This window comes from Hymenobacter aerilatus, from assembly GCF_022921095.1.
Lineage (GTDB): Bacteria > Bacteroidota > Bacteroidia > Cytophagales > Hymenobacteraceae > Hymenobacter > Hymenobacter aerilatus.
In genome coordinates, this window is record NZ_CP095053.1 from 198627 (window position 1) to 225378 (window position 26752).

Here is a 26752-nt window from a genome sequence, read left to right on the forward strand (position 1 = left end):
ACAGGCAGATGAAGAAGCTACTGCCACTTTTGCTAGTCCTGGCAGCCTGCGTGCCCAGCGCCCAGGTCACGGCCGTTGACCAGATGGCCGGAACCGATTTCACGGCTTACCATACCTACAACTTTCCGGCTGCCGGTGCCCGCAACGAGGCCGGCTACCAGGTGATGAGCCCAACCCTACCTGTGTGGCAGGCCGCTATTGCCCGCGAGCTGGAAAAGCGGGGTTACCGCCGCGCCCCCCAGCCCGATGTGTGGGTGCATGTGGGAGTGGTGGTAGCCGACAAGGTGCAAACCCGCGAAACGCAAATCTGGGAAGCCCCGCCCTACATGGGGCAACGCCGCTATGGGTGGCAGAGTCAGCAGGTGCCCGTGCAGGCCTACCGCGAGGGTACTACCACCGTCGACGTGGTAGATGCGGCCCGCAACACGCTGGTGTGGCAGGGCAATGTAGCGGGTGCCATCACCAAGAAGCCCAACCGGCAGGTAGAGCAAATCGACAACAGCGTGGCCGAGCTGTTTGCGCGCTACCCGGTGCCCGCGCCCTAAAACATCCGGTTGTGCTGCCTAGTTGGTACAACCAGCCGCGCATGCCCGCGTATCAACATCATCACTAAGCTTGTTTCCTTGGAAAACCCATTCACCTCCGCTCGCCCCGAAGACCTGTTGTTTGATGCCGCCCGCCGGGGCGACGTAGCCTACCTACGCGAGCTGCTTGCCACGGGCGTCGATGTTAATACGCAGGACGCCAAAGGCTTCACTCCCCTCATCATTGCTGCCTACGACGACCACCTGGAGGCCACCAAACTTCTGCTAGAATCGGGTGCTGATGTGAACGTGCAGGACCGCGCTGGCAATACCGCTCTGATGGGTGTGTGCTTCAAAGGCTACCCCGAAATAGCCCGGCAGCTTATTGCCCACGGCGCCAACTTGGACCTGCAAAACGGCAACGGCGGCACCGCCCTTATGTTTGCTACCTTGTTTGGCCGCAACCAATTGCTACCGATCTTGCTAGAGGCTGGTGCTGATACCAGCATCCGCGACGTGCGCGGCCTCTCGGCCCACGACCTAGCAATACAGCAAGGCAACGAAGCCGCATTGGAGCTTTTGTAAGCAGACGATATAAAGACTGGATAATGCCGCGGGTCGCCAGCTTCAACTGACGGCCCGCGGCATTATTCATTATAGCTTCACAGCAAGTAGGAGGCTACAACATTTCTTCAGATAGCGTAGCGACGCATGGCATGCGCCCCATTGTTAACATGGTGCGGTGCCAAAAGATGCGTTAGAACGTAACGCGGCAGTTTCGTAAATGCGGTATGCTGGCGCTAATAGCCCATGAAATATTTGCTCTTATTGCCGGCAACAGCCTTTATTACCGAAATGGCAGCGAAGCAAAACAACAAATCAGCTGCAAAAATGAGCGTAGAGTTGAAAAAAGTAGGCTGCCAATTGAGCAAATCTTCTTGCATCAAATAATCAATGAAATACAAGAAATAATAATGTAGAAAATACAAGGCAAAGCTGACGTTGGATAGTTTCGTTAGGTTAGTAGACAGAAATTTATTCTGCATGATTTTGCCATTGAACTTCCATAGCAAATAGATAATAGTCCAGCAGATCAGCAGCTTTTGGCAATACAGAAACTGCTCAATAAATCGAATTTCCTTTTGATTGAATACGGTGCCGAGCACGAGAAAAGCAGCCGTAAGTCCAATCAGAATGGGCCATAGCATATCGGTGATAGACAGCAGCCGCTTGTGGTACCTGCTCGCAAACATGCCCAGCAGATAGATGGAGATGTAGTGGATAAAAGCCAGGTGAAACCGGTACAGATCTGATGATCTGGTGACTAGCAGCGACAGGCACATGAACACAGGAAGGAAATAATAGACTGTCCTGTTGCGGTCGAGATAGACAAAAACCGGTGCCAGCAGGTAGTAAAAGCAGATCATGGGAATAAACCAGAAGGGCACGAGGTGCATCCCGGTCACGTAATAGGCAATGAGCTGCGTGGGTAGAGAATAGGTATAGAAGGCCGGAAATACTTCTGTTATATCGGGATTGTGGTGGTGGGTGGCAAAACGAATAAGTAAGATAGGAAGCGAAACCAGCACGTAGGGCACCAGAATATTCTGCACCTTCTTGTACCAATATGTCTTCTTTTCGAACCGCTTGGAAAGGTACTGGAACAAGAACCCGGAAATGAACATGAACAGCAACGTGCCCCGTTGCAAGATGATGGGTTCAAACTCGGGCTTGAGGATGCCGTAGCAGTGGATAGCAACAATGAAGAGGATAGCAACAGCACGAGCATTCTGGATATAATCCAGGAAAGCCGGTTTGCGGACAGTGGATGTTGCTATGTTGGCTTTATCTAAGAAAATAGGCGCCCGCTTTGCTACAAAAGTATTTGCTGTTTCCATATCAAGCCCTTGCTAAAGTGGAGCAGAAGATGTTGTTCTATTAATAGTGCCTTTAAAGGCAGGTAAATAGTACTATATCTGTAAAGAGGTATTTATATCTGCATAAATGCCCATTTCTATGGCTTTTTTCAAAGACGCCACAGAATACAATAGGCATATGCTGTACAAATTAAGTTCGGCTATACGCCTTCGGTATAGAAAGGTTGTAGTATGTTAAAATCTAGATGAATTTCACTGTGCTGATAAGGAGAGCAGGTATGTACAACAAATTGTAAGAAGTGGTGCAGTACCCCTATGGTGATAACCTTTCCGACCTATAGAAAGTAGTATATTGTGCTATAGATCAAGTGTTTGAGTAATATGTAGTGTTAAATATAATATATGCTTAATTTGAATAAATTTAATTTTACAATAACCACGTTTCTATTCTAGTTATACGTGTAGTGTAAATGTTTTATAATAATTCGGTGTTATGTAATTATTATTACAGAGTGTATTGTGAAAAACTAAATCGTCTTATCTTAAAATAAATACAAGTCATATCTCCGATTTTTGAAACTATATAATCGCTTTACAAAAGCCATACATAGATACCAGTTTATATTTATGTGAGATGATAGATTTATATCAGATACAGATGAGCTACAGCTGTTTCTATCCACTATCCAGAAAGCCGCTTTAGTGTATACTAATGGCCTTCACAGGAGAGGATGCGTAAGAGGTAGGAATTCAGTTTTTAATTCCTACACCTATGAAACTCAAACCCATCGAGGAGCAGACAATTGTTATTACGGGCGCTACCAGTGGTATTGGCTTGGCCACTGCCCAACTAGCCGCTAAAAAAGGCGCGAAGCTAGTGCTGGCAGCGCGCAGTGAGGCAGACTTACAGAAAGTGGCCCAGGAACTAGGCGGCGAAGTAGCCACTGTAGCGGCCGATGTGGCCAATGCCGATGAGGTGCGGCGCATTGCTGAAACAGCCCTGGCACGTTTCGGCAGCATCGATACCTGGGTGAACAACGCCGGGGTAGGCATTGTCGGGATGATTGAGCAGGGGAGCGTGGAAGACTACCGCAAGCTGTTCGACACCAACTTTTGGGGCGTGGTGAATGGTTCGCTGGAAGCCCTGAAGCACCTGAAACCAAAAGGCGGCGCACTGATTAACCTGGGTAGCGAGGTGTCCGATTTGGGCGTGGCGCTCCAGGGGGTGTATGCCGCCAGCAAGCACGCCATCAAAGGCTTTACCGACGCGCTGCGCGCCGAGCTGGAGCATGAGGGGGCGCCGGTATCGGTTACGCTCATCAAACCGGCCGGTATCAATACGCCCTTTATGCAAAATGCGCGTAACTACCTTGACCGGGAGCCGAAGCTACCCGACCCAGTGTACGCGCCCGAAGAGGTGGCCTACGCTATTGTGTACGCCGCCGCGCATACCGAGCGCGACGTGTATGTGGGTGGGGGTAGCAAACTGTTCAGCTCCCTGAACAAGGTGGCTCCCAATGCCGTCGACTGGGTGAATGCCCACGTGATGCCCAGCCAGGAGGTGCGCCCCGATCAGGCGCCCAGCAACCCCGAAGGTGGTTTGCATCAGCCCGGCGTTGGGGGCCGCGTGCACGGCGACCATCCGGGTTATGTGTTCCAGAAAAGCTACTACACGCGTGCCTCCCTGCATCCAGTAGCCTCGGGGGCACTCTTGGCCCTGATAGGCGGCGCCGTGGCCCTGTGGCTGTCAAAGAAATAAGCGTTTCTTAGAAACATAAAGCCCCCTGCACCGGATACGGGTAGGGGGCTTTTGTGTGGCTGCGTACAGCCGCTGCTCCACAATAGGTATCGGCTACTGATCAGCCGCTATTCTTTCTTCATTGATTTTTTTCTACAGTACTCCGGCGTTATGCGCAATTTCTGGAAAATCGTTGGGTGGTTTGTGGTGAGTGTGGTGGCGGTGTTGGTAGTGGCAGGGGTAGCATTTGCGCAACTGAGCCCGGAGCTGGGCGGCAAACCAACCAAGGCGCAACTGGCAGCTTATGCCGAGTCAGGGCACTACAAGGATGGGGAGTTTCAGAACCTGGTGCCGACGGAAGTGATGACCGGGGGAAACACGGTGAAGGTGTTCTGGCAGTTTTTGTTCAGCAAAACGCCCAACAGCGAGCCGCCCGGCCCGTTGCCTACCCACCAGCTCGACTCGCTTAGTATCACCCGCAAAACGCCGGACATGGTGCGCGTCACGTGGTTCGGGCACTCGGCTAGCTTGGTGGAAATAGCTGGCAAAAACATCCTTTTTGACCCCATGCTGAGCGTGAAGATGGGGCCGCTACCCCTCGTGACGCCCAAGCGCTACAACGATTCCCTGGCCATCACGGCCGAGGAGCTGCCGCTCATCGAAGCCGTTCTGATTTCACACGACCACTACGACCACCTCGACTACAAAACCATCGTCAAGCTCAAGGACAAGGTAGCCCACTTCTATGTGCCGCTGGGGGTAGGGGCACACCTACTGGCCTGGGGCGTAGACCCGGCCCGCGTGCAAGAGCTGGACTGGCACGACTCCATCCAGCTACCCGGCCTGACGATTGTGAGCACGCCGGCGCGTCACTTCTCCGGGCGCGGCCTGGGCAACCGCAACAGCACCTCGTGGTCGTCGTGGGTGCTGAAAACGCCTACCCACCGTGTGTTCTATAGCGGCGACGGTGGCTACGGACCGCACTTCCAGACCATCGGCCAGCAGTATGGCCCCTTCGATCTGGCGCTGCTGGAGTGCGGGCAGTATGATAAGAACTGGGCCGAGATTCACATGCTGCCCGAGCAAACCGTACAAGCCGCCCTCGACGTGCAGGCGCGGGTGTTTCTGCCGGTGCACTGGGGTGCCTTCACCGAAGCCCACCACCCCTGGAACGAATCCGTGAAGCGCGCCACCGCCGAAGCCGCCCGCCGCAACGTGCCCTTCACCACTCCCGAGCTAGGCCAACCCGTGAATCTCGGCGCTGGGCCGCTGCCGCAACGGCGGTGGTGGGAGTAGAGGCTTTGGCGAGGATACAGACTGATTGCAATTACTGTGGTTCAATATTCAACAATGCTTTGCTTTCTAAGTATTCATAAAGCTTTGTTATACTTTTGTAAATATTGTTTTTTATTAACTCTGTATCATAGTCAGAGTGATACACTGACTTTATTGAATTTTCGCGCCAGTAATATTCTAGTGTTTTGTTATCAAAACCAGTTAATACTACGTTACTTACAGTAAAATGGTCTTCTTGAAAGTTGAATACGATCATAATTCCTGTATTAAATCCATTTCCTAATTGTCTAAAGTGATGAAATCTTTTCTGAATTGTTATAAATTCTAATTCCTTATTTAAAGATTTAGAGTAGTTTTTCAAACTATCTTTGAATTCATGTAAGTCATTTTTTTGAATTGTGTGGGATGAATTATCAATATTTGAAGATAAATAAACTAAATAACTTTTTTGCATAAATAAGTCTTCGAAAATTTTGCTCTGGTTATCTAGAATATCAATCCATTTTTCTAGTAAATCGGTGTAAATGTTTTCCTGTGTCTCTTCATTCCATAGAATTTGAATAGCATCTTTTTGATATAAAACTTGCTTTTTTAATAAAGCTAATTTCTTGTCTAAATCATCCGGTTCGTCAATAGATTCACCTTTAGCTGCGCGAATCATGAGCTGAAGTGAAGCGGCCACATTTTCGTTAATAAAACGATAAAAAGGCTCTATTTCACCAGCATCAGCTTCGGCTAATGCCGCTAAGTAGCGGTTACGGTCTGTTGCTTTAATCACCGTCATAGGGTAGCCGTGACGTAACAGAATCAGGTTCATTAGCAGACGCGACATGCGACCATTGCCATCATCGAAAGGATGGATGCGTACGAAGCGATAATGAAATTCGGCGGCCAATGCTACAGGGTGCAGAGTAGACTGTTCTGCCTCCTGACGGTACCAAGCTACGAGGTCCGTCATCTTGGCCGGTGTTTCCTCGGGGCTGGCGAAATAGAACATTTCGCCGGTAACCGTTAAAACGTTATTGGGGCTAGATTTGTAGCGACCAGGTTGAACGTGCTTGCGAGTTGGTTGGCCATCGGGTGTTTGTGCTGGCACGTCGTAGCCTTCACCTAATAATACCTGATGCATTTCGCGGATAAACTGCTCCGTAAGTGGCCGTTCGTCATGCACCATTTCTTCGAGCCCACGAACGGCTTCGTTATGCCCTTTGATATCGAGGTGGTCGCGCAGCGGTTTGCCTTCCGCCGTGAGACCATGTAACAATAGGGAACGAGTTTCCCCAAGCGTAAGTGAGTTACCTTCTATAGCGTTGGAATTATAATTCCAATCCAGCCGAAACTTTTGGAGAATACGGGCTTCCTGTTCCGGAGAAAGAGGACGTAACTCATCTAACTCCCTTTTCAGTAGATCCATTTCTGAGAATAACGACATATTGCAATGCGTGCTAGTTTGTAAGTCAACTGATTTGTAATCTATTATTTGTGTTGCTAAAGATGTGTATGGGTGAATTGTAAATTCAGTTGAGTAGAAACAAATTATGCTAATTTATTCTATAGTTGCTTCTTTCCACAAGTGTTCTAAAGCAAATTCTACAGTAATAACAGTTAAGGAGTAGCTGAAAAGCATTAAATGAAATTCTGGTTGTATAACCAGAATAAAGCCGACTACTGGAAGTAATATAAGAGGTGCTAATACAGAAATAATTATATCGTAATGCAATGTTTTGTGCCATGCTAATTTATTATAGTTATTCTTGTCTTCTAGTACAAGCAATTTGCATAAACGTACTAATGTGGCTACCAATAATATCAAGTATCCCCAATCCTTTTCAGACCAGTACTCAACTATCTTTAAATAGATATATACAAACCCCTTGTATAGTACAAAGAAGATTATCAAGGGCATGATTGTAACTAAAATACTTCTATAAACTTTACTCTGATACATACCACCTAAAAATAAATATTTTTTAAAGCTAAATAAACATTAGCTTACTCTCCCAACTTACCCAAAATCTCCTGCGCCGCCATGGCAATAACCGTCCCCGGCCCGTACACCCCGGCTACGCCCGCGTCATACAGAAACTGGTAGTCCTGCGCCGGAATCACGCCGCCGGCAATGACGAGGATATCCTCGCGGCCGAGCTGCCGTAGCTCCTCCAGCAGCTGCGGAATCAGGGTTTTGTGGCCGGCGGCGAGGCTGCTGACGCCCACCACGTGCACGTCGTTTTCAGTGGCTTGGCGGGCTACCTCGGCGGGCGTTTGGAACAGGGGCGCAATGTCCACATCGAAGCCTACGTCGGCGAAGGAGGTAGCAATGATTTTGGAGCCCCGGTCGTGGCCGTCTTGGCCCATTTTGGCCACCATCATGCGCGGGCGTCGGCCCTCACGGGCGGCGAAGTCGTCGGCCATCTGGCGGGCCTGGGCAAATTGCTCATCGTAGCTCATCTCCGCCGAATATACACCCGAAATAGCCCGAATGGTAGCCTGGTGGCGGCCATATACTTTTTCGAGGGCATCGGAGATTTCGCCGAGGGTAGCGCGCAGGCGGGCGGCGTTTACGGCTAGGTCCAGCAGGTTCTCCTTCCCCGAGCGGGCGGCCTCGGTTAGCATATCTAGGGCGCGCAGCACGGCCACCGAGTCGCGCTCTGTGCGGATGGTGTTCAGCCGCGCAATCTGCGACTCGCGCACGGCGGCGTTGTCGATGTCGAGCAGTTCGATGTTCGTCGGCTCGTCAATCTTGTATTGATTCACGCCTACTACCACCTCCTTGCCCGAGTCGATTCGGGCCTGCTTGCGAGCAGCGGCTTCCTCGATGCGCATTTTGGGTAGGCCGGTTTCGATGGCCTTGGCCATGCCGCCCAGTTCTTCCACCTCCTGAATTAAGGCCCAGGCTTTGTCAGCTAGCTCGTGCGTGAGGGTTTCCACGTAGTAGGAGCCGCCCCAAGGGTCTACCACACGCGTAATGTCGGTTTCGTGCTGGAGGTAAAGCTGGGTGTTGCGGGCAATGCGGGCCGAGAAGTCGGTGGGGAGGGCAATGGCCTCGTCGAGGGCGTTGGTATGCAGGCTTTGAGTGCCGCCGAGCACAGCGGCCAGCGCCTCCACGGTAGTGCGGGCCACGTTATTATACGGGTCCTGCTCGGTGAGGGAGTAGCCCGAGGTCTGGCAGTGCGTGCGCAACGCCAGCGACTTCGGGTTTTGTGGATTGAACTGCTGGATGAGCTTGGCCCAGAGCAAGCGGGCAGCGCGCATCTTAGCAATTTCCATGAAGTGGTTCATGCCAATGGCCCAGAAAAACGACAGTCGCGGCGCGAAGTCGTCAATGCTCAGGCCCGCCGCTAGGCCAGTGCGCACATACTCCAACCCATCGGCCAGGGTATACGCCAGCTCAATATCGGCGGTGGCGCCGGCCTCCTGCATGTGGTAGCCCGAGATGCTAATGCTGTTGAACTTGGGCATGTGCCGCGCCGTATACTCGAAAATATCGGCAATGATGCGCATGCTGGGTAAGGGCGGATAGATATAGGTGTTGCGCACCATAAACTCCTTCAGAATATCATTCTGAATGGTGCCCGCCAGCTTGTCCGGCGTCACGCCCTGCTCCTCGGCCGCCACAATGTAAAAAGCCATAATCGGTAGCACCGCCCCGTTCATGGTCATGCTCACCGACATCTGATCCAGCGGAATCTGGTCGAACAGCACCTTCATGTCCTCCACCGAGTCGATGGCCACACCGGCCTTGCCCACGTCGCCCTCCACGCGGGGGTGGTCGGAGTCGTAGCCGCGGTGCGTAGCTAGGTCAAACGCCACCGACAAGCCCTTTTGCCCGCCCGCCAGGTTGCGGCGGTAGAAGGCGTTGCTTTCCTCGGCCGTCGAGAAACCCGCGTACTGCCGCACGGTCCAGGGCTTCTGCACATACATGGTGGAGTAGGGGCCGCGCAGGTAGGGCGCCACGCCTGCCCCGAAGCCTAAGTGGTCGAGGCCAGCCACGTCCTGCGCCGTGTAGTAGCTTTTCAGCTCGATGCCTTCGGGAGTAGGAGCGGAGGTAGGCGCGGCAGCGGGAGTAGGCAGCGTGCCAGCGTTATAGGGAATATGGGCGAAGTCAGGCGTCATGGGAGTAGAAGTAGGGGCGTGTGGTGGGCGCCTAACGGTGGGGGAGGGAAATGGGGTAGCTTGCAGGGGGCAGCAATGAAACAGCCGTGGGGCGTGTAGTACGCGCCCCTATCGTTTGCCCTGCAAGCGTGCCAGCACGTCTTCGGTGCTGTAGCCTTCCACCACAAACTCTTGGAAACCAAAAAACTGCACGGCTTCCTGCAAAGTAGCCAGGTCCGACGTGAGCAAGGGCGAGGGTAGGAAAGACGGGTCGTCGGCTGGCACCCGGTGCACCAAGCGGGCTAGGCGACTGAACTGCTCCGGCGTGGCGTACATTAGGGTGGCTTCCTCGGAAGAAGAGAACAGCACCGATACCGTGCCTTCCGGATGGCTCTCGCGTAGCTCCGGCCGCTCCGACTCGGGAAGGGTCTGCAGAAACGATTCCAGAATGTGCTGATTGGTATGCGCGCCCAGTAGCACCACGGCTGCCCGCTTCAGCTTCTTCTCGCGCCGCTGGAAGTGCAACGCCGTAGCCAGTTGCAACACCTCCGAAGGGTAGGCCGCTCTGGTCGAGTCGAACTCCGCGCTACGCAACAGGCGCTTGGGGTTGAAGCTGAACTGTTCGCGCGGATTCTGGTAGCGGTTGGTACCTACAATCACCTGCTCGCCGGTGGCAATGCGCCGGAACTGCGCCTGTGTGGTAGTTTGCAGCTGACTTATAACAAGCCGGGTAGCGCGGGGGAAGCCACCCGCCGCGTGCACCTCCTGAAACAGCGCCCAGGCGTTGCGGGCTAGCTCGTCGGTCAGGGTTTCGAGGTAGTAGGAACCGGCAGCTGGGTCGGCTACTTGTTGCAAGTGCACCTCCGTGCGCAGCAGGGTAGGAATGTTACGGGCCAAGCGGTCGGCAAAGGCATTGGGCGCCGCAAACAGGCTGTCGAAGGGCGTCACGCTCACAGCATCGGCACCGCCTACCACGGCGGCCATGGCCGCCGTGGTGGTGCGCAGCAGATTGGTAGGCGGGTCGAGCGTGGTCTGGCTCCAGGTGGCCGTGCTGGCGTAGATGCGCAGTTGGCTGGCCATTTCGGTGGGTAACTGGTGGGCATACAGCAGCGTAGCCCATAACCGGCGCAGGGCGCGCAGCTTGGCTATTTCGGTGAAGTAGCTAGGGTTGATGGCCACTTGCACCTGCACGGCGGCGGCCACCGTGGCCACCTCCAAGTCGTTGCTGGGTAGGCAATCGAGGTAATACGCCGCCGCGCTCAGAGCAAAAGCCAGCTGCTGTGTGGCCGTGCCGCCCCGATTACCGAAGTACGCTCCGTTCAGCGTCAGTGCTTTAAACTCTGGTAGGTGCTGGGTCAACTGCACTACGGTTCGCAGCGCAGCAAGCTGCCCCTGCAAGTCCGGCAGATGATCGGTTATGGGGTCGAAGCGCAGAAAGCCGCGAAGAGTATTGTCACTAGCTGCTAGCAGACGCTCAAGCAAGAGTAGGGGCGTGGCGCGCACCGAGTAGCCCACATACGTAGCAGCCAGGGGTAGGCGCTGGGCCAAGTAGGCAACATCGAAAGCGGTAGTATCGGCCAGGTCGAAATGGGCACCATCGGCCCCGCGTTGCAGCGCCTCCACTGCCCGGTCGATGGCGGCATGGCCGTTGTCTTGGGCTGGTACCAAGTAGGTGGGTACATTCAGCCAAGCGTTGGTTTCAGCGCTGCGCACCTGGGGCGTGGCGGGCGTAGCTAGAGCATCCAGGGCTTCGCGGTGGTAGAAGGGTTCTACTACCACGCCTTCGGGCGATTGCCAGCGCAGGGTAGCCGGATCCTGGCCTTTCAGGTCGCGACGGATGCGCTCCTGCCAGGCGGCCGTGCTTAACGGGCTGAATTCAGAAAAGGAAAGCGGGGTGGAAGAGGATGGGGTATCGGCCATAAGATGTACCACTACTATGCGGAAGACCAGGATGGGACGCTGGAATATGGGATAAAGTTACCGGGTTATGACAAAGGTGCTAGCTGGTAGATGTTGCGCTCTGATTATTGTACTAATGCTATAGCTTTGAGGTTTGGTTAATGCAACCAGCTATATCTTCTAATAAAGTCAAAGTATGCGTAAACTATTACGACTAATTTTTTTAATACTAATGTGCTTGCCAATACTAGTACAAGCACAAACTGATTTCCGAGTGGGGTACGTAGTGCAACCTAATGGCGATACGCTGCGAGGTGAGGTAGACTACCGAGGTGCGCAACGCAGTGCATATGTAGCTCGCTTTCGGCAGCAAGGACAGGTTACTGAATACTCGCCAACACAACTGCGCGGCTACGGTTTCCCCGGCGACCTACTATATCAATCCGAGACAATACAATTGGCAGACTCCACCAAGCAGGTGGTGTTTCTAGAGGTGGTAGTATCTGGGCCAGTGAGTCTCTTCTATATGCGAGACCGAAATGGTACGGATTTGCTTTACCTACGGAATGTAAATAGTGAATTACAAGCCCTAACTCAGACAACCGAGCGTATCGAAAGAGATGGCGCACGCTACGATCAGAAAGATAATGCCTTTCAACGCACATTAGCCGCGGCTTTGGTGGCGTGTCCGGCTGTTCAACCGAGTTTATCTCGACTCGCATATACTACCCGTGCTATTGCAAATGTAGTGCGTCAGTATAACCGTTGTGTAAATGGTGGCTCACATGAGGAGGCTGCATCAACGGAGAAACCTATTTCGCTGGCAGTGGCAGTAATGGCTGGTGGGACTGGCAGTCAACTCCGTTTTGTAAGTGATGTTAATTATGCGAATACTAGTATTAGGTCGGGTCTTGTACCGGTGGGTGGAGTAGCGGCTCACCTGTGGCTGCCTGGCTTGAACAAGCATTTGGCAGTGCGGTTGGAAGCTTTGTATATGGCTAATACTACGTATAAGAACACGTACGAAGGACAAGAAGATATGTATACTGTATACCGGGAAACGTATGCCCAACTTAGCAGCATCCGCGTACCGGTATTGCTACGCTATAGCTGGCCAGGAAAACGTATTCAGCCTTTTGTACAAATAGGAGTAAGCGGCAGCTACTTGCTAAATAGCAAGAATGAAACTCGCTATCGTTACCTCAATCGCGCAGCTTTTCCAGACTATTATCCGTGGCGTGCCATTATAGAACAGCCGCGTAAATTCGAGCAGGGGGCAATAGGAAGTATCGGCTTAAGTGTACTACCTGCTAGTAAGCATGCTATAAATGTTGAGCTTCGGTATGAACGAACAAATGGTTTTAGCGATGCTTATTCAATAACAACTCGGTTGGCATATTATTCTCTACTGATGAGTTACAACTTAACGAAACAGGCTCAATAGCAGAGCTGGGGCGTGGTTCAGTATGGCATACATCGCGAAAAAGGCACAATTCGCGTACCTTTGCGCTTCTGTATGCCCTACCTGCTTATGTCGTTTTTTCGTACGCGTACCACTGCTCTTGGCTGGCTGCTGGCTGTAGCCCTGCTGCCTGCTTGCCAGCGCGCCGTCTACCAGCCCCAGGCTGCCCTGGCCCCCGTTACGGCCCGCCCCGTCGATAAAAATCAGCCCGAGGATGCAAAGATGGCCGCTGAAATTGCCCCCTACCGTCAGCGCGTTACGGAGCAGATGTCGGCAGTATTGGGTACGGCCCCAGTAGCCCTCACCAAGAACGCAGGCGAGTCGCCCCTGGGTAATTTTGTGGCCGACTTGCAGCGGGAACGTGCCGCCGAAGCCCTGCACCAGCCCATCGATTTGGCTGTGATGACCAACGGCGGCCTGCGCACAGCCTTCCCGGCTGGCCCCATCACACTAGGCTCGGTGTTTGAGCTGATGCCGTTTGAGAACAAGCTAGTGGTGCTGGATGCTCCTGGCCCCGTAGTGCAGCAGCTATTCGACTACTCCGCTCGCATCAAAATGGCCGTTTCCGGAGCTACCTATACCGTTTCGCCCGATGGTAAAGCCACCAACATTCGTATTGACGGACAGCCTTTCAATCCGGCCCGCGTCTACGCCATTGCCATTTCTGACTATTTGGCCGGCGGTGGCGACAACCTCCTGTTCTTCAAGCCCCTCACCCAGCGCGACACGGGCGTGCTGCTGCGTCAGGCCATTGCCGACAAAATCACGAGCCTCACGGCCCAGGGTAAACCCGTAGAAGCCCGAGTAGAGGGTAGGGTGAAATGAAAGGTTGAGTTGTACGCGTTGAATTTTGAATGGCTTAGAGAGGTTGTGGAAAGCGCCGCTCTATCCTTCTCATTTCATACATGTGCTAGAAACTCGACTCAAAACGCAACATTCATACTTCAACATTTCCAACGTGAACCGTCGCGATTTTATAAAGCATTCGACGCTGGGTGCGGCCAGCCTGGGGCTATTGGGCCTAAACCACTCGGCGGCTGCGGCCGATACCAAGGGCCGGCTGGTGATTTTGCACACCAACGATATGCACTCGCGCATCGACCCGTTTCCCGACAACGGCGGGCAGTGGGCCAACATGGGCGGCATGGCCCGCCGCGCCGCCCTGATTCAGCAGATTCGACAGCAGGAGCCGCACGTGCTGCTCCTCGACTCGGGCGACATCTGGCAGGGTACGCCCTATTTCAATTTCTTTGAGGGAGAGCTGGAGTATAAGCTGATGACGGAAATGGCCTACGACGCCAGCACCCTCGGCAACCACGACTTCGACAACGGCCTAGAAGGGCTGCAAAAACAGCTGCCCAACGCGGGCTTCCCCTTTCTCATTGCCAATTACGACTTCTCAGGCACCATTCTGGCCGGTAAGTTTAAGCCGTATAAGGTATTCGAGAAAGCCGGGCACCGCATTGGCGTGTTTGGGGTTGGCATTGAATTGGCGGGTCTGGTGGCCGATAAGAACTTCGGGGCCACTAAGTACCTCGACCCCATCACGGTTGCCAACAACATGGTAACCCAGCTGCGCGGCCCCGAGCGTTGCGACATGGTCATTTGCCTTTCGCACCTAGGCTATCAGTACAAAGGCCCTAAAGTGGACGACTTCAAGCTGGCCGCTGGTGCCCCCGGCATCGACCTGATTCTGGGCGGCCACACCCACACGTTCCTCGACAAACCCGATATGGTAGCCGGCCCCAACGGCCACCAAACGCTCATCAACCAGGTAGGCTGGTCGGGCATCAACCTGGGCCGCCTCGACTACACATTTGCGAAGGCTACCCGCCGCCCGGCCGTGGCCGCCGCTGCCGTAGTGCCCATTCACACCGCCTAACAGGAAGTTGACAAAAGCAAGAGGAAGGGGCGTTTTTTTGTCTCCTGACTTTTCCACATTTTTGTCTCCCTTTGCCGGAAACGAACCGCTCCTCGGTCCGTGACGACGGCTTTTTGTCCACTATTCGCTCGCCTTTTTGTTGCTGCAACTGTTTGATGCTGAAGGATTTTAGAACCGTATGGGTCAACTGTCTGCGCGTCATCAAAGCGAATATTGGTGAGCAGAGCTTCCGCACGTGGTTTGAGCCCATTGTGCCGGTGCAGTTGCACAATAACGTATTGATTATCCAAGTACCCAGTCAATTTTTTTATGAGTGGCTGGAGGAGCATTATGTGGACGTGCTCAAAAAAAGTATCTTCCAGGAGCTGGGGTCCGAGGGCCGATTGGAGTACTCTATTGTAGTGGATCAGGGCAACGCTCAGTCGCAGCCGCGCACCCTGAACCTGCCTACCTCGCGCAAAGCGGCTCAACCTGCACCTACGGCCGGACCGGCTGCTGCGCTGGCTGCTGGGCCTATGTCGTCGTCGGCGCGGCACGTGGCGGGAGCGGCGGCGGCTCCGGCGGCCACACCATCTACCCTGCGCAACCCATTCGAGGCCATCAAGGTAGTTGACCGCAACTACGTCAACTCCCAGCTCAACACCACCTACACCTTCGAAAACTACATTGAGGGTGACTGTAACCGCTTGGCCCGCTCGGCGGGTTTGGCAGTGGCCAACAAGCCGGGTACTACCTCCTTCAACCCGCTGATGGTATACGGAGGGGTAGGGTTGGGCAAAACGCACTTGGTACAGGCTATTGGCAACCACATTAAGGCCACCACGCCCGATAAGTTTGTGCTCTACGTTTCGGCGGAGAAATTCACGAACCAGTTTATCGAGAGCGTGCGCATCAACTCGGTGCAGGATTTCGCCAACTTCTATTTGCTGGTGGATATTCTGATCTTAGACGACGTGCAGTTTATGTCGGGCAAGGACAAGACGCAGGAGATGTTCTTTCACATCTTCAACCACTTGCACCAGGCTGGCAAGCAAATCGTGATGACTTCTGACCGGCCCCCGCGCGATTTGAACGGCCTAGAAGACCGCCTACTCTCGCGCTTCAAGTGGGGCCTAACGGCCGACCTGCAAAGCCCTGACTTTGAGACGCGCATGGCCATCATCCAGAACAAGATGCAGCAGGATGGCATCGATATTCCGCCGCAGGTAGTGGAGTACCTGGCGCACTCCGTGAATACCAATGTACGCGAGCTGGAAGGCGTGCTGATTTCGCTGGTGGCCCAAAGTAGCCTCAATCGCCGCGAGATTGACCTGGAAATGGCCAAACAGGCACTTCGCCACATCATTGAGGAGGTAGAAGCCGAAGTAAACCTCGACTTCATCCAGAAAACCGTGGCCGAGTATTTCAGCCTACCCGTGGAGCTGCTGAAGGCCAAGACTCGCAAGAAAGAAGTGGTAACGGCCCGGCAGGTAGCCATGTATTTTGCCAAGGAACATACCACGCACTCGCTGAAAAGCATCGGGCACCACTTCGGGGGGCGCGACCACAGTACCGTGATTCACTCCGTGCAAACCGTATCGGACCTGATAGACAGCGACAAGAGCTTCCGCAGCTCGGTACAGGAGCTACGCAAGAAGTTTGCGGGGAAGTAGGAGTGAGATAGAAGTTTAAAAAGCAGACCGGTCTGCTTTCTTTCTGACGCGTCTACTTTTCCTGGGAGTCGCGCAGGGGAATCTGATGGTTGGCCGCAAACCGCTGCACCTGCTCGTGCAGAATCCGGCGTCGCCGGGAGCCGCGCACCTCGCGCAGGCTCAATACATAACTATTTCCATCCCGGAGCTTTACCCGTAGCTGGCGTAGGGCCAGCTCCAGTGAGGAAATATCCTCGGCCGGGAAAGCCTGCTTAGGCTGAAACAGGCCGCCTTTGTGCACCATGTAGGCGGGGGTGAACTCCAGATACGTCTGCGTGCCGAAAATAGGCGCGTTGTTGACCAGCACGTAGCCGATATAAATCAGGCTGAACACCAGAAATACGTAATCCAGAAAGTGCTGATCAGTGCTATTGCTATCAGTCACTAGGCGCGAACCGACGTAGAAAATCCAGAGCAAGCCGATAGCCATCTGCCCCCAAAACGGGATGCGCGAGTTGTTGGCGGGTTGCAAACGGATACGGGTAGAGGTAGGGGGCATACAGCGCAAGCTAAGGGTAGGACAGCTGCAAAGTAACTCAGTTTTCTGTTGTCCGCTGGTGATTGGTAGAGTAGATCGTCATTTCGAATGGGGTGAGAAGTCTCGCGTGCTGATGTTAAATACTACCTGATATCAGTACGCGAGACTTCTCACCCCATTCGAAATAACGGTCCTTTTCTGACGATAATTAACTTATTTCAGCGTGGCTGAGGTGAGTTCCATCTCGGGGACGGCGCTAAGCAGCTGCGAGATGGGGCAGTTTTCCTTGGCGTTTTCAGCCTGCTTCTGAAACTCTTCCTGCGAGAGTCCTTCCACTTCGCCTTCGGTGGTAATAGCAATTTTCACCACCTTCGGTACGTCGCCGGAGGTGTCGAGCGTTACTTTCGACTCCGTGCGGATTTGCTTCACCTGATGGCCGGCTTTTGTGAGCTGGCTGGTCAGAAACATGGTGTAGCAGCCGGCATGCGCCGCGCCTACCAGCTCCTCGGGGTTGGTGCCTTTTTGGCCCTCAAAGCGGGCGCCTACTGAGTAAGGTGCCTCTACTACGCCACTCTGGGTGCTGATGGTGCCGCTGCCTTTAATGTCGCCGTTCCAGACGGCCTTACCACGTTGGTTGATCATGGAAAATGAAAATGAGATGGTGGAAAATGGCTGTTGAGTTGATACATACCTTGAACGTGGACAGTAGGTTGCGGCAGGACCATTCGTGCTTTTTTCCTGCGAGCGAGGTACCAGGGTAGGCCGCTTCGGCATGTAGTGACTGTAGGCGCTCAGGCTGACCACTTGGCCAACGAGTCGTTTTCTGCGTAGGGCGTACTAAACGCGCGTCGCCCGTGCTAGTGCAGGTTCCTTACCTTTGGGGAATATACTGTTCAGCTGATTTTTTACTATGGCGTTGAAAGCTACTCTGAGCCGACCCTTGGCGGCCTATGTTGCCCACCGCTACCAGCGCTGGATGCAAGACCCGGTAGGTACGCAGCAGCGTGTGCTGACTGGGTTGTTAGGTCTGGCTAGCCGCACATCATTCGGCCACGACCATGATTTTCTAGCCATCAGCGACGCCGCCGGCTTGGCCCGCCAGGTGCCGGTGCGCGACTACGAAGCCCTGCGCCCCTACCTCGACCGGGTGCAGGCCGGTGAGGCCGATGTATTGTGGCCCGGCCATCCGCTGTATCTGGCCAAAACCTCGGGTACCACCAGTGGCGCCAAATATATTCCGATAACCAAAGACAGTATTCCCAACCACATCAACGGTGCCCGCGATGCGCTGCTGCACTACATCGACTACACTGGCCGTAGCCGGTTTTTGGATGGCCGGCTGATGTTTTTGTCGGGTAGCCCGGAGCTGGAAATCGTGAACGGCATTCAGACGGGCCGATTGTCGGGTATCGTCAACCACCACGTGCCGGCCTACCTGCGCCGCAGCCAGCTGCCCAGCTACGCCACCAACATCATCGACGACTGGGAAACCAAGCTCGACCAGATTGTGGAGGAAACCCTGGGGCAGCCCATGTCCCTGATTTCGGGGATTCCGCCCTGGGTACAAATGTATTTTGACCGAGTTGTGGCGCGCACGGGCAAGACGGTGAAAGAAGTTTTTCCGGAGTTCAGCCTGTTTGTGTATGGCGGCGTGAACTTCGAGCCCTACCGCAAAAAGCTGTTCGAAACGCTGGGTGGCCCCGTGGATAGCATCGAAACCTTCCCGGCTTCCGAAGGATTTTTGGCGTTTCAGGATCAGCCCGGTAATCCGGGGTTGCTGCTGCTGCTGGATGCTGGTATTTTCTTCGAGTTTATTCCGGCCGAACGCTTTTTCGAAGACAACCCGCCCCGCCTGACTATTGGGGAGGTAGAGCTAGATCAGCAATACGCTGTGGTGCTTAGCAGCAACGCCGGCCTATGGGGCTACTCCCTCGGCGACACGGTACGCTTTGTAAGCCGCTTTCCGCACCGCGTGGTGGTGTCGGGACGCATCAAGCATTTCCTATCTGCCTTTGGCGAGCATGTGATAGGGGAGGAGGTAGAGCAAACCCTACGCGAGGCCATGCATCAGCACCCTGAGGTAGAAGTGGTAGAATTTACGGTGGCCCCGCTCGTCAGCGATGACCCCGCCGTGCCCTCCCGCCACGAGTGGCTTATCGAGTTTGCCCAGACCCCGCACGATACGGCCGCCTTTGCCGCGGCCCTAGATGCAGGCTTGCGCCAGCGCAACGTATACTACGATGACCTGCTGACAGGCAATATTCTGACCTCGTTGCAACTCACTGCCCTACCCTCCGGGGCGTTTCAGCGGTACATGAAAAGCCAGGGCAAGCTGGGTGGGCAGAACAAGGTGCCGCGCCTCAGCAATGATAGGATGTTGGCTGAAGGCTTATTGCGTGCGCAATAGTATTGGGGAGGGAAGGAAGGTGTAGTTCAACCAAGAAGGCTAACTTGGCCGGTAAATTCGAGGTTTTTACTCTTTTCTTCTTTCCCATGCGCCTACTCGTTCTCTTGCTTAGTTGCCTGCTGTTCACGCAAGCTGCCGTTGCCCAAAAAACTGCCACTACCCCCTTGCGCGTGGCTACCTACAACCTGCGTATGAACACGGCCAGTGACGGCCCCAACGCCTGGCCCAACCGCGCGGAGATGGTGCGCAACCTCGTGAGCTACTACGATTTCGACGTGTTCGGCACGCAAGAGGGCTTTCGAACCCAGCTCAACGACGTGGCCCAGCTCAAGCAATATGCCTTTGTGGGCAAGGGTAGGGACGATGGCAAGGAAGCCGGCGAGCACTCGGCCATTTTCTACAAGAAAGACCGCCTGAAGCTGCTGCAAACCGGCGACTTCTGGTTGAGCCAAACGCCCGACAAGCCCGGCAAGGGGTGGGATGCCACCTGCTGCAACCGCATCTGCACCTGGGGTAAGTTCCAAGATCTACAAACCAAAAAGGAATTCTACTTCTTCAGCGCCCATTTCGACCACGAGGGGGTAGAGGCTCGTCGGGAATCCGGCAAGCTGATGGTGCAGAAGATCAAAGAAATTGCCAAAAACGCCCCCGTTATTTTCGTCGGCGACCTTAACTCTACGCCCGATACTGAACAGGTGAAGATCATCCAGGCCTCACTGCGCAACGCATACGATGCCACGCAAAAGCCGGCATATGGTCCGGTAGGCACCTTCCAAGGCTTCAAGCTGGACGCGCCCTTGCAAGACCGCATCGACCACATCTTTGTGAGCAAAGAATACACCGTGCTCAACTACGCTGTCCTAACCGACTCCATGCGCGGCCGCTACCCCTCCGACCATTTTCCGGTAATGGTAGATGTGGTGTTGAAGTAGAAGCAATTACTGAATATGTGGAGTGACGTAATTGACTACTACGAAATAAGAAGCGCTGGCCCATACGTAGGCACTGCTAAGACTGAGGTAATTAAAGCTCAATTCGATAAACTGCCGGAAATACAGCGGCAGGGATTAATTGAGTATAAGGGTATTGGTAACTATATCGGCATAAGTTTTTGCTTGATAAAAGGAAACAACGGTAACTATGCTTTAGATCACGATACTTGGACAGAGGAATTTAATATGATTCCAATTATATGTGCAAAATCAGAAAATGGAAAAACACCACAGTACCATATAAGCTTTTTAATCAGACTTGCTCGCATATTGAATTGGGAGCTTATTAATGAAGAGAATGACGCAGGTGAAGAAAACGTGATACTATGGCAGCCTCAGTGAAACCCGCTCTCCACGCCGCCTGCCTTGCCTACCTTCAGCAGCGCATCGATGCCGCTCAATCGGCGATGCTAGCCGCGCAGGAGTCGGCCAACTCTGAAACCAAGAGCAGCGCCGGCGACAAGTACGAAACCGGCCGCGCCATGGCCCACGAGGAACGCAACCGAAACGCTGTGCAGCTCCGCGAAGCCCTGAATCTAAAAGCTGAGCTGGAGCGCATCAACCCCGAAGCGGCCTGCGATACAGTGCGCCCCGGCGCGCTAGTTACTACCAGCATGGGCCGTTTCTACCTAAGCATCAGCGCCGGGAAACTGATAGTGCAAGGTGTCGATTACTTCGCCGTGTCGCCGGCTGCGCCGGTGGCCGCGGTGCTGAGCGGCAAGCGAGTAGGAGAGGAAGCAGTGTTTAATGGGAAGAAAGTACAAATAGAGGATATTCTATAGGGTGCGAGGTAGGGACGACTGTCCGCCGTCCCTACCTCGTCCTCTCCGCTGACAGGCCGGAACAGATATTGCCTGCGAAGCAGAACTTCGCCTTACTTTTGTTCATGCCTACTCCTACCCCCAAGCGCGTCACCCTGCTCGGCTCTACCGGCTCCATTGGTACGCAGGCGCTCGACGTGATGCGCGCTCATCCTACCCGCTTCACTGTTACGGCGATTTCGGCGCACTCCAATGCCGAGCTGCTGATTACCCAGGCCCGCGAGTTTCGGCCCGCCGTGGTAGTCATTGGCGACGAAGCTAAATACGAAACCGTGAAGTCGGCGCTGGCCCAGCAGCCCGAAACTGAGGTGCTGGCCGGGGCCGCTGCCCTTGCAGAAGTAGCCGCCCGCCCCGATTCAGACATTGTGCTCACGGCCATGGTAGGCTACGCGGGGCTGTTGCCCACGGTGGCAGCCATTCGGGCGGGCAAAGACATTGCCCTCGCCAACAAAGAAACGTTGGTGGTAGCGGGGCAACTCATCACCGAGCTGGTGCAGGAATACAATGTGAAACTGCTACCCGTCGACTCGGAGCACTCGGCTATTTTCCAGTGCCTGGTAGGCGAGGAGCAAAATCCGATTGAGAAAATCATCCTCACAGCTTCGGGCGGACCATTTCGGGGTAGGAGCCGGGCAGAGCTGGCAACCGTCACCAAAGCGCAGGCCTTGAAACATCCTAACTGGGATATGGGTGCCAAAATCACCATTGACTCGGCCTCGCTGATGAACAAGGGCCTGGAGGTGATTGAGGCCAAGTGGCTGTTCGGCCTGCGCGACGACCAGATTGACGTGGTGGTACACCCGCAAAGCATCATTCATTCCCTGGTGCAGTTTGAAGACGGTTCTCTAAAAGCTCAGCTCGGCCTACCCGACATGAAGCTGCCCATTCAGTATGCCCTGGGCTACCCTGAGCGCCTACCCTCCAATTTTCCGCGCTTCAACTTTCTGGCCTACCCTCAATTCACCTTTGAGGAGCCCGATACGGCTACCTTTCGCAACCTCGCGCTGGCCTTCGAGGCCATGCGCCGGGGTGGTAATGCGCCCTGCATCCTCAACGCTGCCAATGAGGTAGCAGTGGCGGCGTTTCTGCGCGACGAAATCAGTTTCCTGGAAATGTCGGACTTGGTGGAAAGTTGCCTCACCAAGGTTTCGTACCTTGCTACCCCATCGCTCGATGACTACATGCACACCGATCAGGAAACGCGCCGCATGGCACAAACGCTGGTCGGCAGCGGAACAAAGTCGGCATAGGAACTGTCATGCTGAACAACTGTCATCCTGCACGCAGCGCAGAATGACAATCTTACATTTTTAATTTCTTCGCTACTTTGGAAGGATTAGTTATGGCCGGCAACCTGTTGCTGGGCCTTTCGCTTTTGGTTGGTTTGCACGAGTTTGGTCACTTCGCCGCCGCGAAGTATTTCAAGATTCGCGTCGATAAGTTTTACATCTTCTTTGACTTCCTGTTTCCGATGCCGGGCGTGCTCAACTTCGCCCTGTTCAAGAAGAAAATTGGGGAGACTGAATACGGCCTGGGCTGGTTTCCGCTGGGTGGCTACGTGGCCATCCACGGCATGATCGACGAGACGCAGGACGCCGAAAGCCTGGCCGCTGAGCCGGCCCCCAATGAGTTTCGGGCCAAGCCGGCCTGGCAGCGTCTGATTGTGATGCTGGGAGGTATCATCATGAACGTGATTACCGGTATCGTCATTTTCACGGCACTCACCTATACTCACGGCGAAAGCTACCTGCCGGCCTCGGAGGTGCGTTACGGCGTGCTGCCCAACGAGTTGGGTAAGGAAATCGGCTTTCAGATGGGCGACAAAATTGTGAAAATCAACGGTCGGCCGTTCACTGAGTTCAACGAGGTGTATGAGCCCGAAGTAATTTTGGGCAGCAACAGCTACTACACCGTTGAGCGCAACGGCAAGCTCGTCGATATCGACGTGCCGGCTGACTTTATGGACCGCCTCTCTGAGAAAGACCAAGGTGCATTCGTGGTGCCCCTCGACCCGTTTCAGGTAGATGAGGTGGTGCCCAACAGCGCCGCCGCTAAGGCCGGCCTCCAGCCCGGCGACCGGGTAGCCGCCGTGGCCGGAACGCCCATTCACTACTTCCCCGAGCTGCAACAAGAGCTGAAAAAGCAGGCCGGCAAAACCATCCCGCTGACAGTGGAGCGTGCTGGTGCCCCTACCCAACTCACCGTGACGGTAGAGCCGGAAGGTACTATCGGGTTCCGCCCTAAGTCGCTGCTGCATTTCGATACGCGCCACTACTCGTTGGCTGAGTCGGTGCCGCAGGGTACCAAGCAGGCCTTCGGCATCGTGACCACGCAGGCGAAAGCATTTGGGAAGATTTTCCGGGGTGAGGCGTCGTTTCGCAAGTCGGTGGGCGGCCCCATCGAAATTGCGCAGCAATACGGTGGCAAGTGGGACTGGCTGCGCTTCTGGACGCTCACCGGCATGCTTTCCATGGTGCTGGCATTCATGAACCTGCTTCCTATTCCGGCCCTCGATGGCGGCCATGTAATGTTTCTGCTCTATGAGATGATAGCCGGCCGTAAGCCTTCCGATTCCTTCCTTGAGGGTGCTCAGAAGGTAGGCATGGTGCTGATTCTCGGGCTGATGGCTTTCGTGCTGATTATCAACCCCATTCTGAAAAACTTCCTCTAATGCGCGGATGGCTGTTTTTGTTGCTTTTGTTGATAGGCGTAGTGGGCCAGGCGCAGGCCCATGCCTACCACGCCAGCATCATGGACGTGCGCTACAACTCGCAGAAAAAACAGCTGGAAGTGGCGGTGAAGGTATTCACCGATGATTTAGAAAAGGCCCTGTCGGCGAACCAGCCTAGGCCCGTGAGCGTGTTGGAAGACCCGAGGCCGCAGCTGGCTACCCTCACTACGGCGCTGCTGCGGCGGGCATTGGCATTCGGCACCAAACCCGGCGAGTCCCTACCCTGGCGCTACGTAGGCATGGAGCGCGACCATGATGCGCACTGGCTCTATTTGGCAGTACCGCTGTCTACCGCGCCGCCGGCCCTCTACCTGCGCAACCACCTACTGCTCGACACCTTCGATGACCAGATGAACATCGTAAATGTGGAGGCCAACGGCAAGAAGCAAAGCGCTTTGTTTCGCGGTGGCGAAGACGTACAGAAGCTGATGTTGTAGGCTTATAGATCAGCACACCCGGCTGTCATCCTGAACGCAGTGAAGGACCTTATCACACAAGAACAAGTCGTTGGTACGAGTATCGTTCTGACGTGACAAGGTCCTTCACTGCGTTCAGGATGACAGCCGGGTGTGCTCTACCTCTACCAGTCCGAACCGCCACTGGCTGCGGGCTTCTTGCTTTCGCCTTCAGGCTTAATCAACTGAAACTCTACCCTGCGGTTCACCTTCGCGTCTTCCTCAGTTACTTCTTCCTTGAGGGGCTTGGTGCTACCCAAGCCGTTGCTGTCGATGCGGTTGGGCTGGAGCTTGCCTTTCTGCTCGATGTAGCGCCGAATGGCCTCGGCACGATCCTGCGAAAGTTTTTCGTTCACGTCGGGGTTGCCGCGGGCATCGGTGTGGCCCGTGATGCTGAGGCGGTAGGTAGGGTGGTCGACCATAAACAGAGCGATACGGTCGAGGGTGCCGTGCATAGTGGATAGCACGTTAGCTTTTGTGGCCTCAAACTCAATATTGCGGAAAATGAGGGGTAGGCTGCTATCGAAGCTGGCCGTCATCAGTTTCATCAGCGTATCCGATTTCAGGTCGAATTGCTTTTCTACCGTGAAATAATCGGGGCTACGGATAAGCATTACATAGTGTGAGCCTTCCATTAGATCGAAGTCAAACGAGCCATCGGGCCGCAGGTATTTGCTGGCGACTTCAATCCCATTGTTTGTGTCGATGATGCTAACGATGCCGTTAAGCGGCTTGTTGGTCACAGAGTCCACCAACGAGCCTTCGAAGTGCGTAGTGGCCAGCGGCTGCGCCTCCATAGGTAGCGGGAAGGAGTAGAGGTCGAGGTTGTGAGGCGTTTTAGCCTCAGCTCGGGCGTAGTACAGATTTTTGGAGTCGCGGTCGATGGTGAAATAGTATTCCGAGCCTTTGCCATTTACCAACGGGCCAATGTTGCGCGGCTCCTGCCAGCGGCCATTTACGCGGTAAGTTTTGTAGATATCGAAATCACCAAAATTGAGCAACTGCCCCCGCGAGCTGAAATACAGTACATTATATAAAGGGTGGTAAAACGGACTTACCTCGCTTTCACGGGTATTCACTACGGGCCCCATATTTTCGGCTTTCGCCCATTCGCCGTTTTTGGTTTTGTAGGTGTACCAAATATCCGACAGGCCAAAACCGCCTAAACGGTCGGAAGCGAAATACAGGGTGTCCTCATTGGGCGAGAGGGTAGGCTGCGAGTCCCAGGCCACAGAGTTGACGTTTGGCCCCAGGCTCTTGGGCGTCGACCACTGCCCATCCTGGAAGGTAGAGGAGTACAGGTCACAGTTGCCGTGGCAATCGGGGCACTCGCACCGGGCAAAGTAGATGGTTTTGCCATCGTGCGAGAAACATGCCGAGCCCTCGTTGTACTGCGAGTTGATGGGTTTGGGTAGGGGCTCAGCATCGGTCCAGTATTCGCCCTCGCGGCGCGAGGTGTACAAATCCTCGTCTACTACCTGCTTGATGTTGCCGCGCACCTTGCGCTTGGAGGAAAACACAAATAGTCCAGCTTCGCTGCTCAATGCAGGCCCATAGTCTTCCACCGGCGAGTTGATGCCCGCACCCATGCTGGTATACACCCCCACGGGCGGATGAAACGTGGCTAGGTTCTTCCGGTACTCCACCATGGCATAGTACTCCTGCATGGGCACGTACAGGTCGGCCGTTTTCTGCTCCAGCGAGTCGTAGTAGAGCTGCACTTTTTTCAGCTCGCGGCGGCGGTGCTTTAGGGCCAGGCTGTAGTAGATTTTGGCCTGCTGCTCGTTGTCGGTGCGCTCGTAGAGCTGACCCAGCCGCCAGAGCATGTCCGTGTTTCTGGCAAAGTTCTCAATGCCAAACTTACCCACATAAGCTGCCAGCAGCTTGCGGGCCTGCCCCCAGTTGTGGCGCTTCTCAGCCTGCTGAATAGCCTTCAGCTCCTTTTTGTTTTGGTAGAACGCAAGGCGGTTAACATTGGGAAACGTAGGCGTGCCGTCGGGGCGCACGCGCAACTGCTTGGTAGCGCTGGCGTTGCGTGCCAGCTCCCGTTGGGCGAGGGGAGGGGTAGAAGTTGTCTGCTGGGCCTGAGCGGGTAGGAAAGCCGCGCAGCTGCCCAGCAGCACCAGCCACAAACAAAGGGAGCGTAGCATAAGAAGTCAGACAACGCTACCGTTGTCAGGATAGAAAGGAGGGTACCAAAAATAGTGAATTCCTGATACTACCGGGCAGTAGCGTATCCCAATCTGGGGCAAGTGCCGTGCCGTGTTGGCGCAGCTTGCCTCAAAAAAGAATTTTAGCTCGTGATGGCATGACGCTTGCCCAATCCGTAATCTTGCAAAAGGCAGCCGCAACCAAACGTATTTATGCCAGGTAAGCTGTCATTCTGGCACGAACTAATCGTGCATCC

At 54.4% G+C, this 26752-nt stretch carries 22 protein-coding genes; 15 read left to right on the forward strand and 7 right to left on the reverse strand.

Features of this window, described 5'->3' with window-relative positions:
• The first annotated feature begins 8 nt into the window (after positions 1-8).
• Together MUN82_RS00840 and MUN82_RS00845 are read left to right on the forward strand one after the other, a co-directional pair.
• Positions 9-545, forward strand: a complete 537-nt coding sequence (locus MUN82_RS00840) for a DUF4136 domain-containing protein (protein WP_245093998.1) — start codon at positions 9-11, stop codon at positions 543-545.
• A 60-nt stretch (positions 546-605) separates the two neighbouring features.
• A complete protein-coding gene (locus tag MUN82_RS00845) occupies positions 606-1109 on the forward strand; it encodes an ankyrin repeat domain-containing protein (RefSeq protein WP_262922859.1) in 504 nt (167 codons plus the stop codon).
• Between the two features lie 215 nt (positions 1110-1324).
• On the opposite strand, the gene MUN82_RS00850 is transcribed toward MUN82_RS00845, so the two are convergent.
• Positions 1325-2422, reverse strand: a complete 1098-nt coding sequence (locus tag MUN82_RS00850; protein WP_245094002.1) for an acyltransferase family protein — start codon at positions 2420-2422, stop codon at positions 1325-1327.
• A 751-nt stretch (positions 2423-3173) separates the two neighbouring features.
• On the opposite strand from MUN82_RS00850, the gene MUN82_RS00855 reads away from it, so the two are divergent.
• Together MUN82_RS00855 and MUN82_RS00860 are read left to right on the forward strand one after the other, a co-directional pair.
• Positions 3174-4160: an SDR family oxidoreductase gene (locus MUN82_RS00855; protein ID WP_245094004.1), complete on the forward strand. Its 987-nt coding sequence runs from the start codon at positions 3174-3176 to the stop codon at positions 4158-4160.
• A gap of 150 nt (positions 4161-4310) precedes the next feature.
• The gene (locus MUN82_RS00860; RefSeq protein WP_245094006.1) at positions 4311-5435 is read left to right on the forward strand and encodes an MBL fold metallo-hydrolase; all 1125 of its coding nucleotides are present in this window, start codon (positions 4311-4313) and stop codon (positions 5433-5435) included.
• 31 nt (positions 5436-5466) lie between these two features.
• Here MUN82_RS00860 and MUN82_RS00865 read toward each other — a convergent pair whose 3' ends face one another.
• The 3 genes from MUN82_RS00865 to MUN82_RS00875 all read right to left on the reverse strand — a co-directional run bounded on the left by MUN82_RS00865 (position 5467) and on the right by MUN82_RS00875 (position 11447).
• On the reverse strand, positions 5467-6849 hold the full coding sequence (locus MUN82_RS00865) for a Fic family protein (RefSeq protein ID WP_245094008.1): 1383 nt from the start codon (positions 6847-6849) through the stop codon (positions 5467-5469).
• Positions 6850-7427: 578 nt separating this feature from the next.
• A complete protein-coding gene (scpA, locus tag MUN82_RS00870) occupies positions 7428-9548 on the reverse strand; it encodes a methylmalonyl-CoA mutase (protein WP_245094010.1) in 2121 nt (706 codons plus the stop codon).
• A gap of 108 nt (positions 9549-9656) precedes the next feature.
• Entirely contained in the window at positions 9657-11447 is a 1791-nt protein-coding gene (locus MUN82_RS00875) for a methylmalonyl-CoA mutase family protein (protein WP_245094012.1), read from the reverse strand.
• A 436-nt stretch (positions 11448-11883) separates the two neighbouring features.
• Between MUN82_RS00875 and MUN82_RS00880 the strand changes: the two genes are divergently transcribed.
• The 4 genes from MUN82_RS00880 to dnaA all read left to right on the forward strand — a co-directional run bounded on the left by MUN82_RS00880 (position 11884) and on the right by dnaA (position 16422).
• Positions 11884-12870, forward strand: coding sequence for a porin family protein (locus MUN82_RS00880; protein ID WP_245094014.1), 987 nt, complete (start codon positions 11884-11886; stop codon positions 12868-12870).
• A gap of 72 nt (positions 12871-12942) precedes the next feature.
• Positions 12943-13713, forward strand: coding sequence for a 5'-nucleotidase C-terminal domain-containing protein (locus tag MUN82_RS00885; RefSeq protein WP_245094016.1), 771 nt, complete (start codon positions 12943-12945; stop codon positions 13711-13713).
• 133 nt (positions 13714-13846) lie between these two features.
• Positions 13847-14770, forward strand: coding sequence for a bifunctional metallophosphatase/5'-nucleotidase (locus MUN82_RS00890; RefSeq protein WP_245094018.1), 924 nt, complete (start codon positions 13847-13849; stop codon positions 14768-14770).
• A 155-nt stretch (positions 14771-14925) separates the two neighbouring features.
• Positions 14926-16422, forward strand: a complete 1497-nt coding sequence (dnaA, locus tag MUN82_RS00895) for a chromosomal replication initiator protein DnaA (RefSeq protein ID WP_245097628.1) — start codon at positions 14926-14928, stop codon at positions 16420-16422.
• 52 nt (positions 16423-16474) lie between these two features.
• Here the strand turns inward: dnaA and MUN82_RS00900 are convergent, their stop codons facing one another.
• Positions 16475-16960 carry a hypothetical protein gene (locus MUN82_RS00900; protein ID WP_245094020.1) on the reverse strand — a complete coding sequence of 162 codons (486 nt, stop codon included), beginning with the start codon at positions 16958-16960 and terminating at the stop codon, positions 16475-16477.
• Positions 16961-17152: 192 nt separating this feature from the next.
• A complete protein-coding gene (locus tag MUN82_RS00905) occupies positions 17153-17581 on the reverse strand; it encodes an OsmC family peroxiredoxin (protein ID WP_245094022.1) in 429 nt (142 codons plus the stop codon).
• Positions 17582-17849: 268 nt separating this feature from the next.
• On the opposite strand from MUN82_RS00905, the gene MUN82_RS00910 reads away from it, so the two are divergent.
• The 7 genes from MUN82_RS00910 to MUN82_RS00940 all read left to right on the forward strand — a co-directional run bounded on the left by MUN82_RS00910 (position 17850) and on the right by MUN82_RS00940 (position 24327).
• On the forward strand, positions 17850-19346 hold the full coding sequence (locus MUN82_RS00910; RefSeq protein WP_245094023.1) for a GH3 family acyl-acid amido synthetase: 1497 nt from the start codon (positions 17850-17852) through the stop codon (positions 19344-19346).
• Between the two features lie 86 nt (positions 19347-19432).
• Complete coding sequence (locus MUN82_RS00915; RefSeq protein WP_245094025.1) at positions 19433-20278, forward strand: endonuclease/exonuclease/phosphatase family protein; 846 nt, start codon at positions 19433-19435, stop codon at positions 20276-20278.
• A 15-nt stretch (positions 20279-20293) separates the two neighbouring features.
• Positions 20294-20680: a PIN domain-containing protein gene (locus MUN82_RS00920; protein ID WP_245094026.1), complete on the forward strand. Its 387-nt coding sequence runs from the start codon at positions 20294-20296 to the stop codon at positions 20678-20680.
• The gene (locus tag MUN82_RS00925) at positions 20665-21120 is read left to right on the forward strand and encodes a 3-oxoacyl-ACP synthase (protein ID WP_245094028.1); all 456 of its coding nucleotides are present in this window, start codon (positions 20665-20667) and stop codon (positions 21118-21120) included. Before MUN82_RS00920 ends, MUN82_RS00925 begins: the two co-directional genes overlap by 16 nt.
• A gap of 104 nt (positions 21121-21224) precedes the next feature.
• Positions 21225-22409 carry a 1-deoxy-D-xylulose-5-phosphate reductoisomerase gene (locus tag MUN82_RS00930; protein WP_245094030.1) on the forward strand — a complete coding sequence of 395 codons (1185 nt, stop codon included), beginning with the start codon at positions 21225-21227 and terminating at the stop codon, positions 22407-22409.
• 77 nt (positions 22410-22486) lie between these two features.
• Complete coding sequence (gene rseP / locus MUN82_RS00935) at positions 22487-23830, forward strand: RIP metalloprotease RseP (protein ID WP_245094031.1); 1344 nt, start codon at positions 22487-22489, stop codon at positions 23828-23830.
• Positions 23830-24327, forward strand: a complete 498-nt coding sequence (locus MUN82_RS00940) for a DUF6702 family protein (protein WP_245094032.1) — start codon at positions 23830-23832, stop codon at positions 24325-24327. The genes rseP and MUN82_RS00940 overlap by 1 nt, the downstream gene beginning before the upstream one ends.
• A gap of 143 nt (positions 24328-24470) precedes the next feature.
• Here the strand turns inward: MUN82_RS00940 and MUN82_RS00945 are convergent, their stop codons facing one another.
• Positions 24471-26495, reverse strand: a complete 2025-nt coding sequence (locus MUN82_RS00945) for an OmpA family protein (protein ID WP_245094033.1) — start codon at positions 26493-26495, stop codon at positions 24471-24473.
• Positions 26496-26752: the final 257 nt, after the last annotated feature.

Coding starts and splice junctions, on each gene's coding strand:
- MUN82_RS00840 (WP_245093998.1), top strand. CDS start 9: ATGAAGAAGCTACTGCCACTTTTGCTAGTCCTGGCAGCCTGCGTGCCC.
- MUN82_RS00850 (WP_245094002.1), bottom strand. CDS start 2,422: ATGGAAACAGCAAATACTTTTGTAGCAAAGCGGGCGCCTATTTTCTTA.
- MUN82_RS00855 (WP_245094004.1), top strand. CDS start 3,174: ATGAAACTCAAACCCATCGAGGAGCAGACAATTGTTATTACGGGCGCT.
- MUN82_RS00860 (WP_245094006.1), top strand. CDS start 4,311: ATGCGCAATTTCTGGAAAATCGTTGGGTGGTTTGTGGTGAGTGTGGTG.
- MUN82_RS00865 (WP_245094008.1), bottom strand. CDS start 6,849: ATGGATCTACTGAAAAGGGAGTTAGATGAGTTACGTCCTCTTTCTCCG.
- scpA (WP_245094010.1), bottom strand. CDS start 9,548: ATGACGCCTGACTTCGCCCATATTCCCTATAACGCTGGCACGCTGCCT.
- MUN82_RS00875 (WP_245094012.1), bottom strand. CDS start 11,447: ATGGCCGATACCCCATCCTCTTCCACCCCGCTTTCCTTTTCTGAATTC.
- MUN82_RS00885 (WP_245094016.1), top strand. CDS start 12,943: ATGCCCTACCTGCTTATGTCGTTTTTTCGTACGCGTACCACTGCTCTT.
- dnaA (WP_245097628.1), top strand. CDS start 14,926: ATGCTGAAGGATTTTAGAACCGTATGGGTCAACTGTCTGCGCGTCATC.
- MUN82_RS00900 (WP_245094020.1), bottom strand. CDS start 16,960: ATGCCCCCTACCTCTACCCGTATCCGTTTGCAACCCGCCAACAACTCG.
- MUN82_RS00905 (WP_245094022.1), bottom strand. CDS start 17,581: ATGATCAACCAACGTGGTAAGGCCGTCTGGAACGGCGACATTAAAGGC.
- MUN82_RS00910 (WP_245094023.1), top strand. CDS start 17,850: ATGGCGTTGAAAGCTACTCTGAGCCGACCCTTGGCGGCCTATGTTGCC.
- MUN82_RS00915 (WP_245094025.1), top strand. CDS start 19,433: ATGCGCCTACTCGTTCTCTTGCTTAGTTGCCTGCTGTTCACGCAAGCT.
- MUN82_RS00920 (WP_245094026.1), top strand. CDS start 20,294: ATGTGGAGTGACGTAATTGACTACTACGAAATAAGAAGCGCTGGCCCA.
- MUN82_RS00925 (WP_245094028.1), top strand. CDS start 20,665: ATGGCAGCCTCAGTGAAACCCGCTCTCCACGCCGCCTGCCTTGCCTAC.
- MUN82_RS00930 (WP_245094030.1), top strand. CDS start 21,225: ATGCCTACTCCTACCCCCAAGCGCGTCACCCTGCTCGGCTCTACCGGC.
- MUN82_RS00940 (WP_245094032.1), top strand. CDS start 23,830: ATGCGCGGATGGCTGTTTTTGTTGCTTTTGTTGATAGGCGTAGTGGGC.
- MUN82_RS00945 (WP_245094033.1), bottom strand. CDS start 26,495: ATGCTACGCTCCCTTTGTTTGTGGCTGGTGCTGCTGGGCAGCTGCGCG.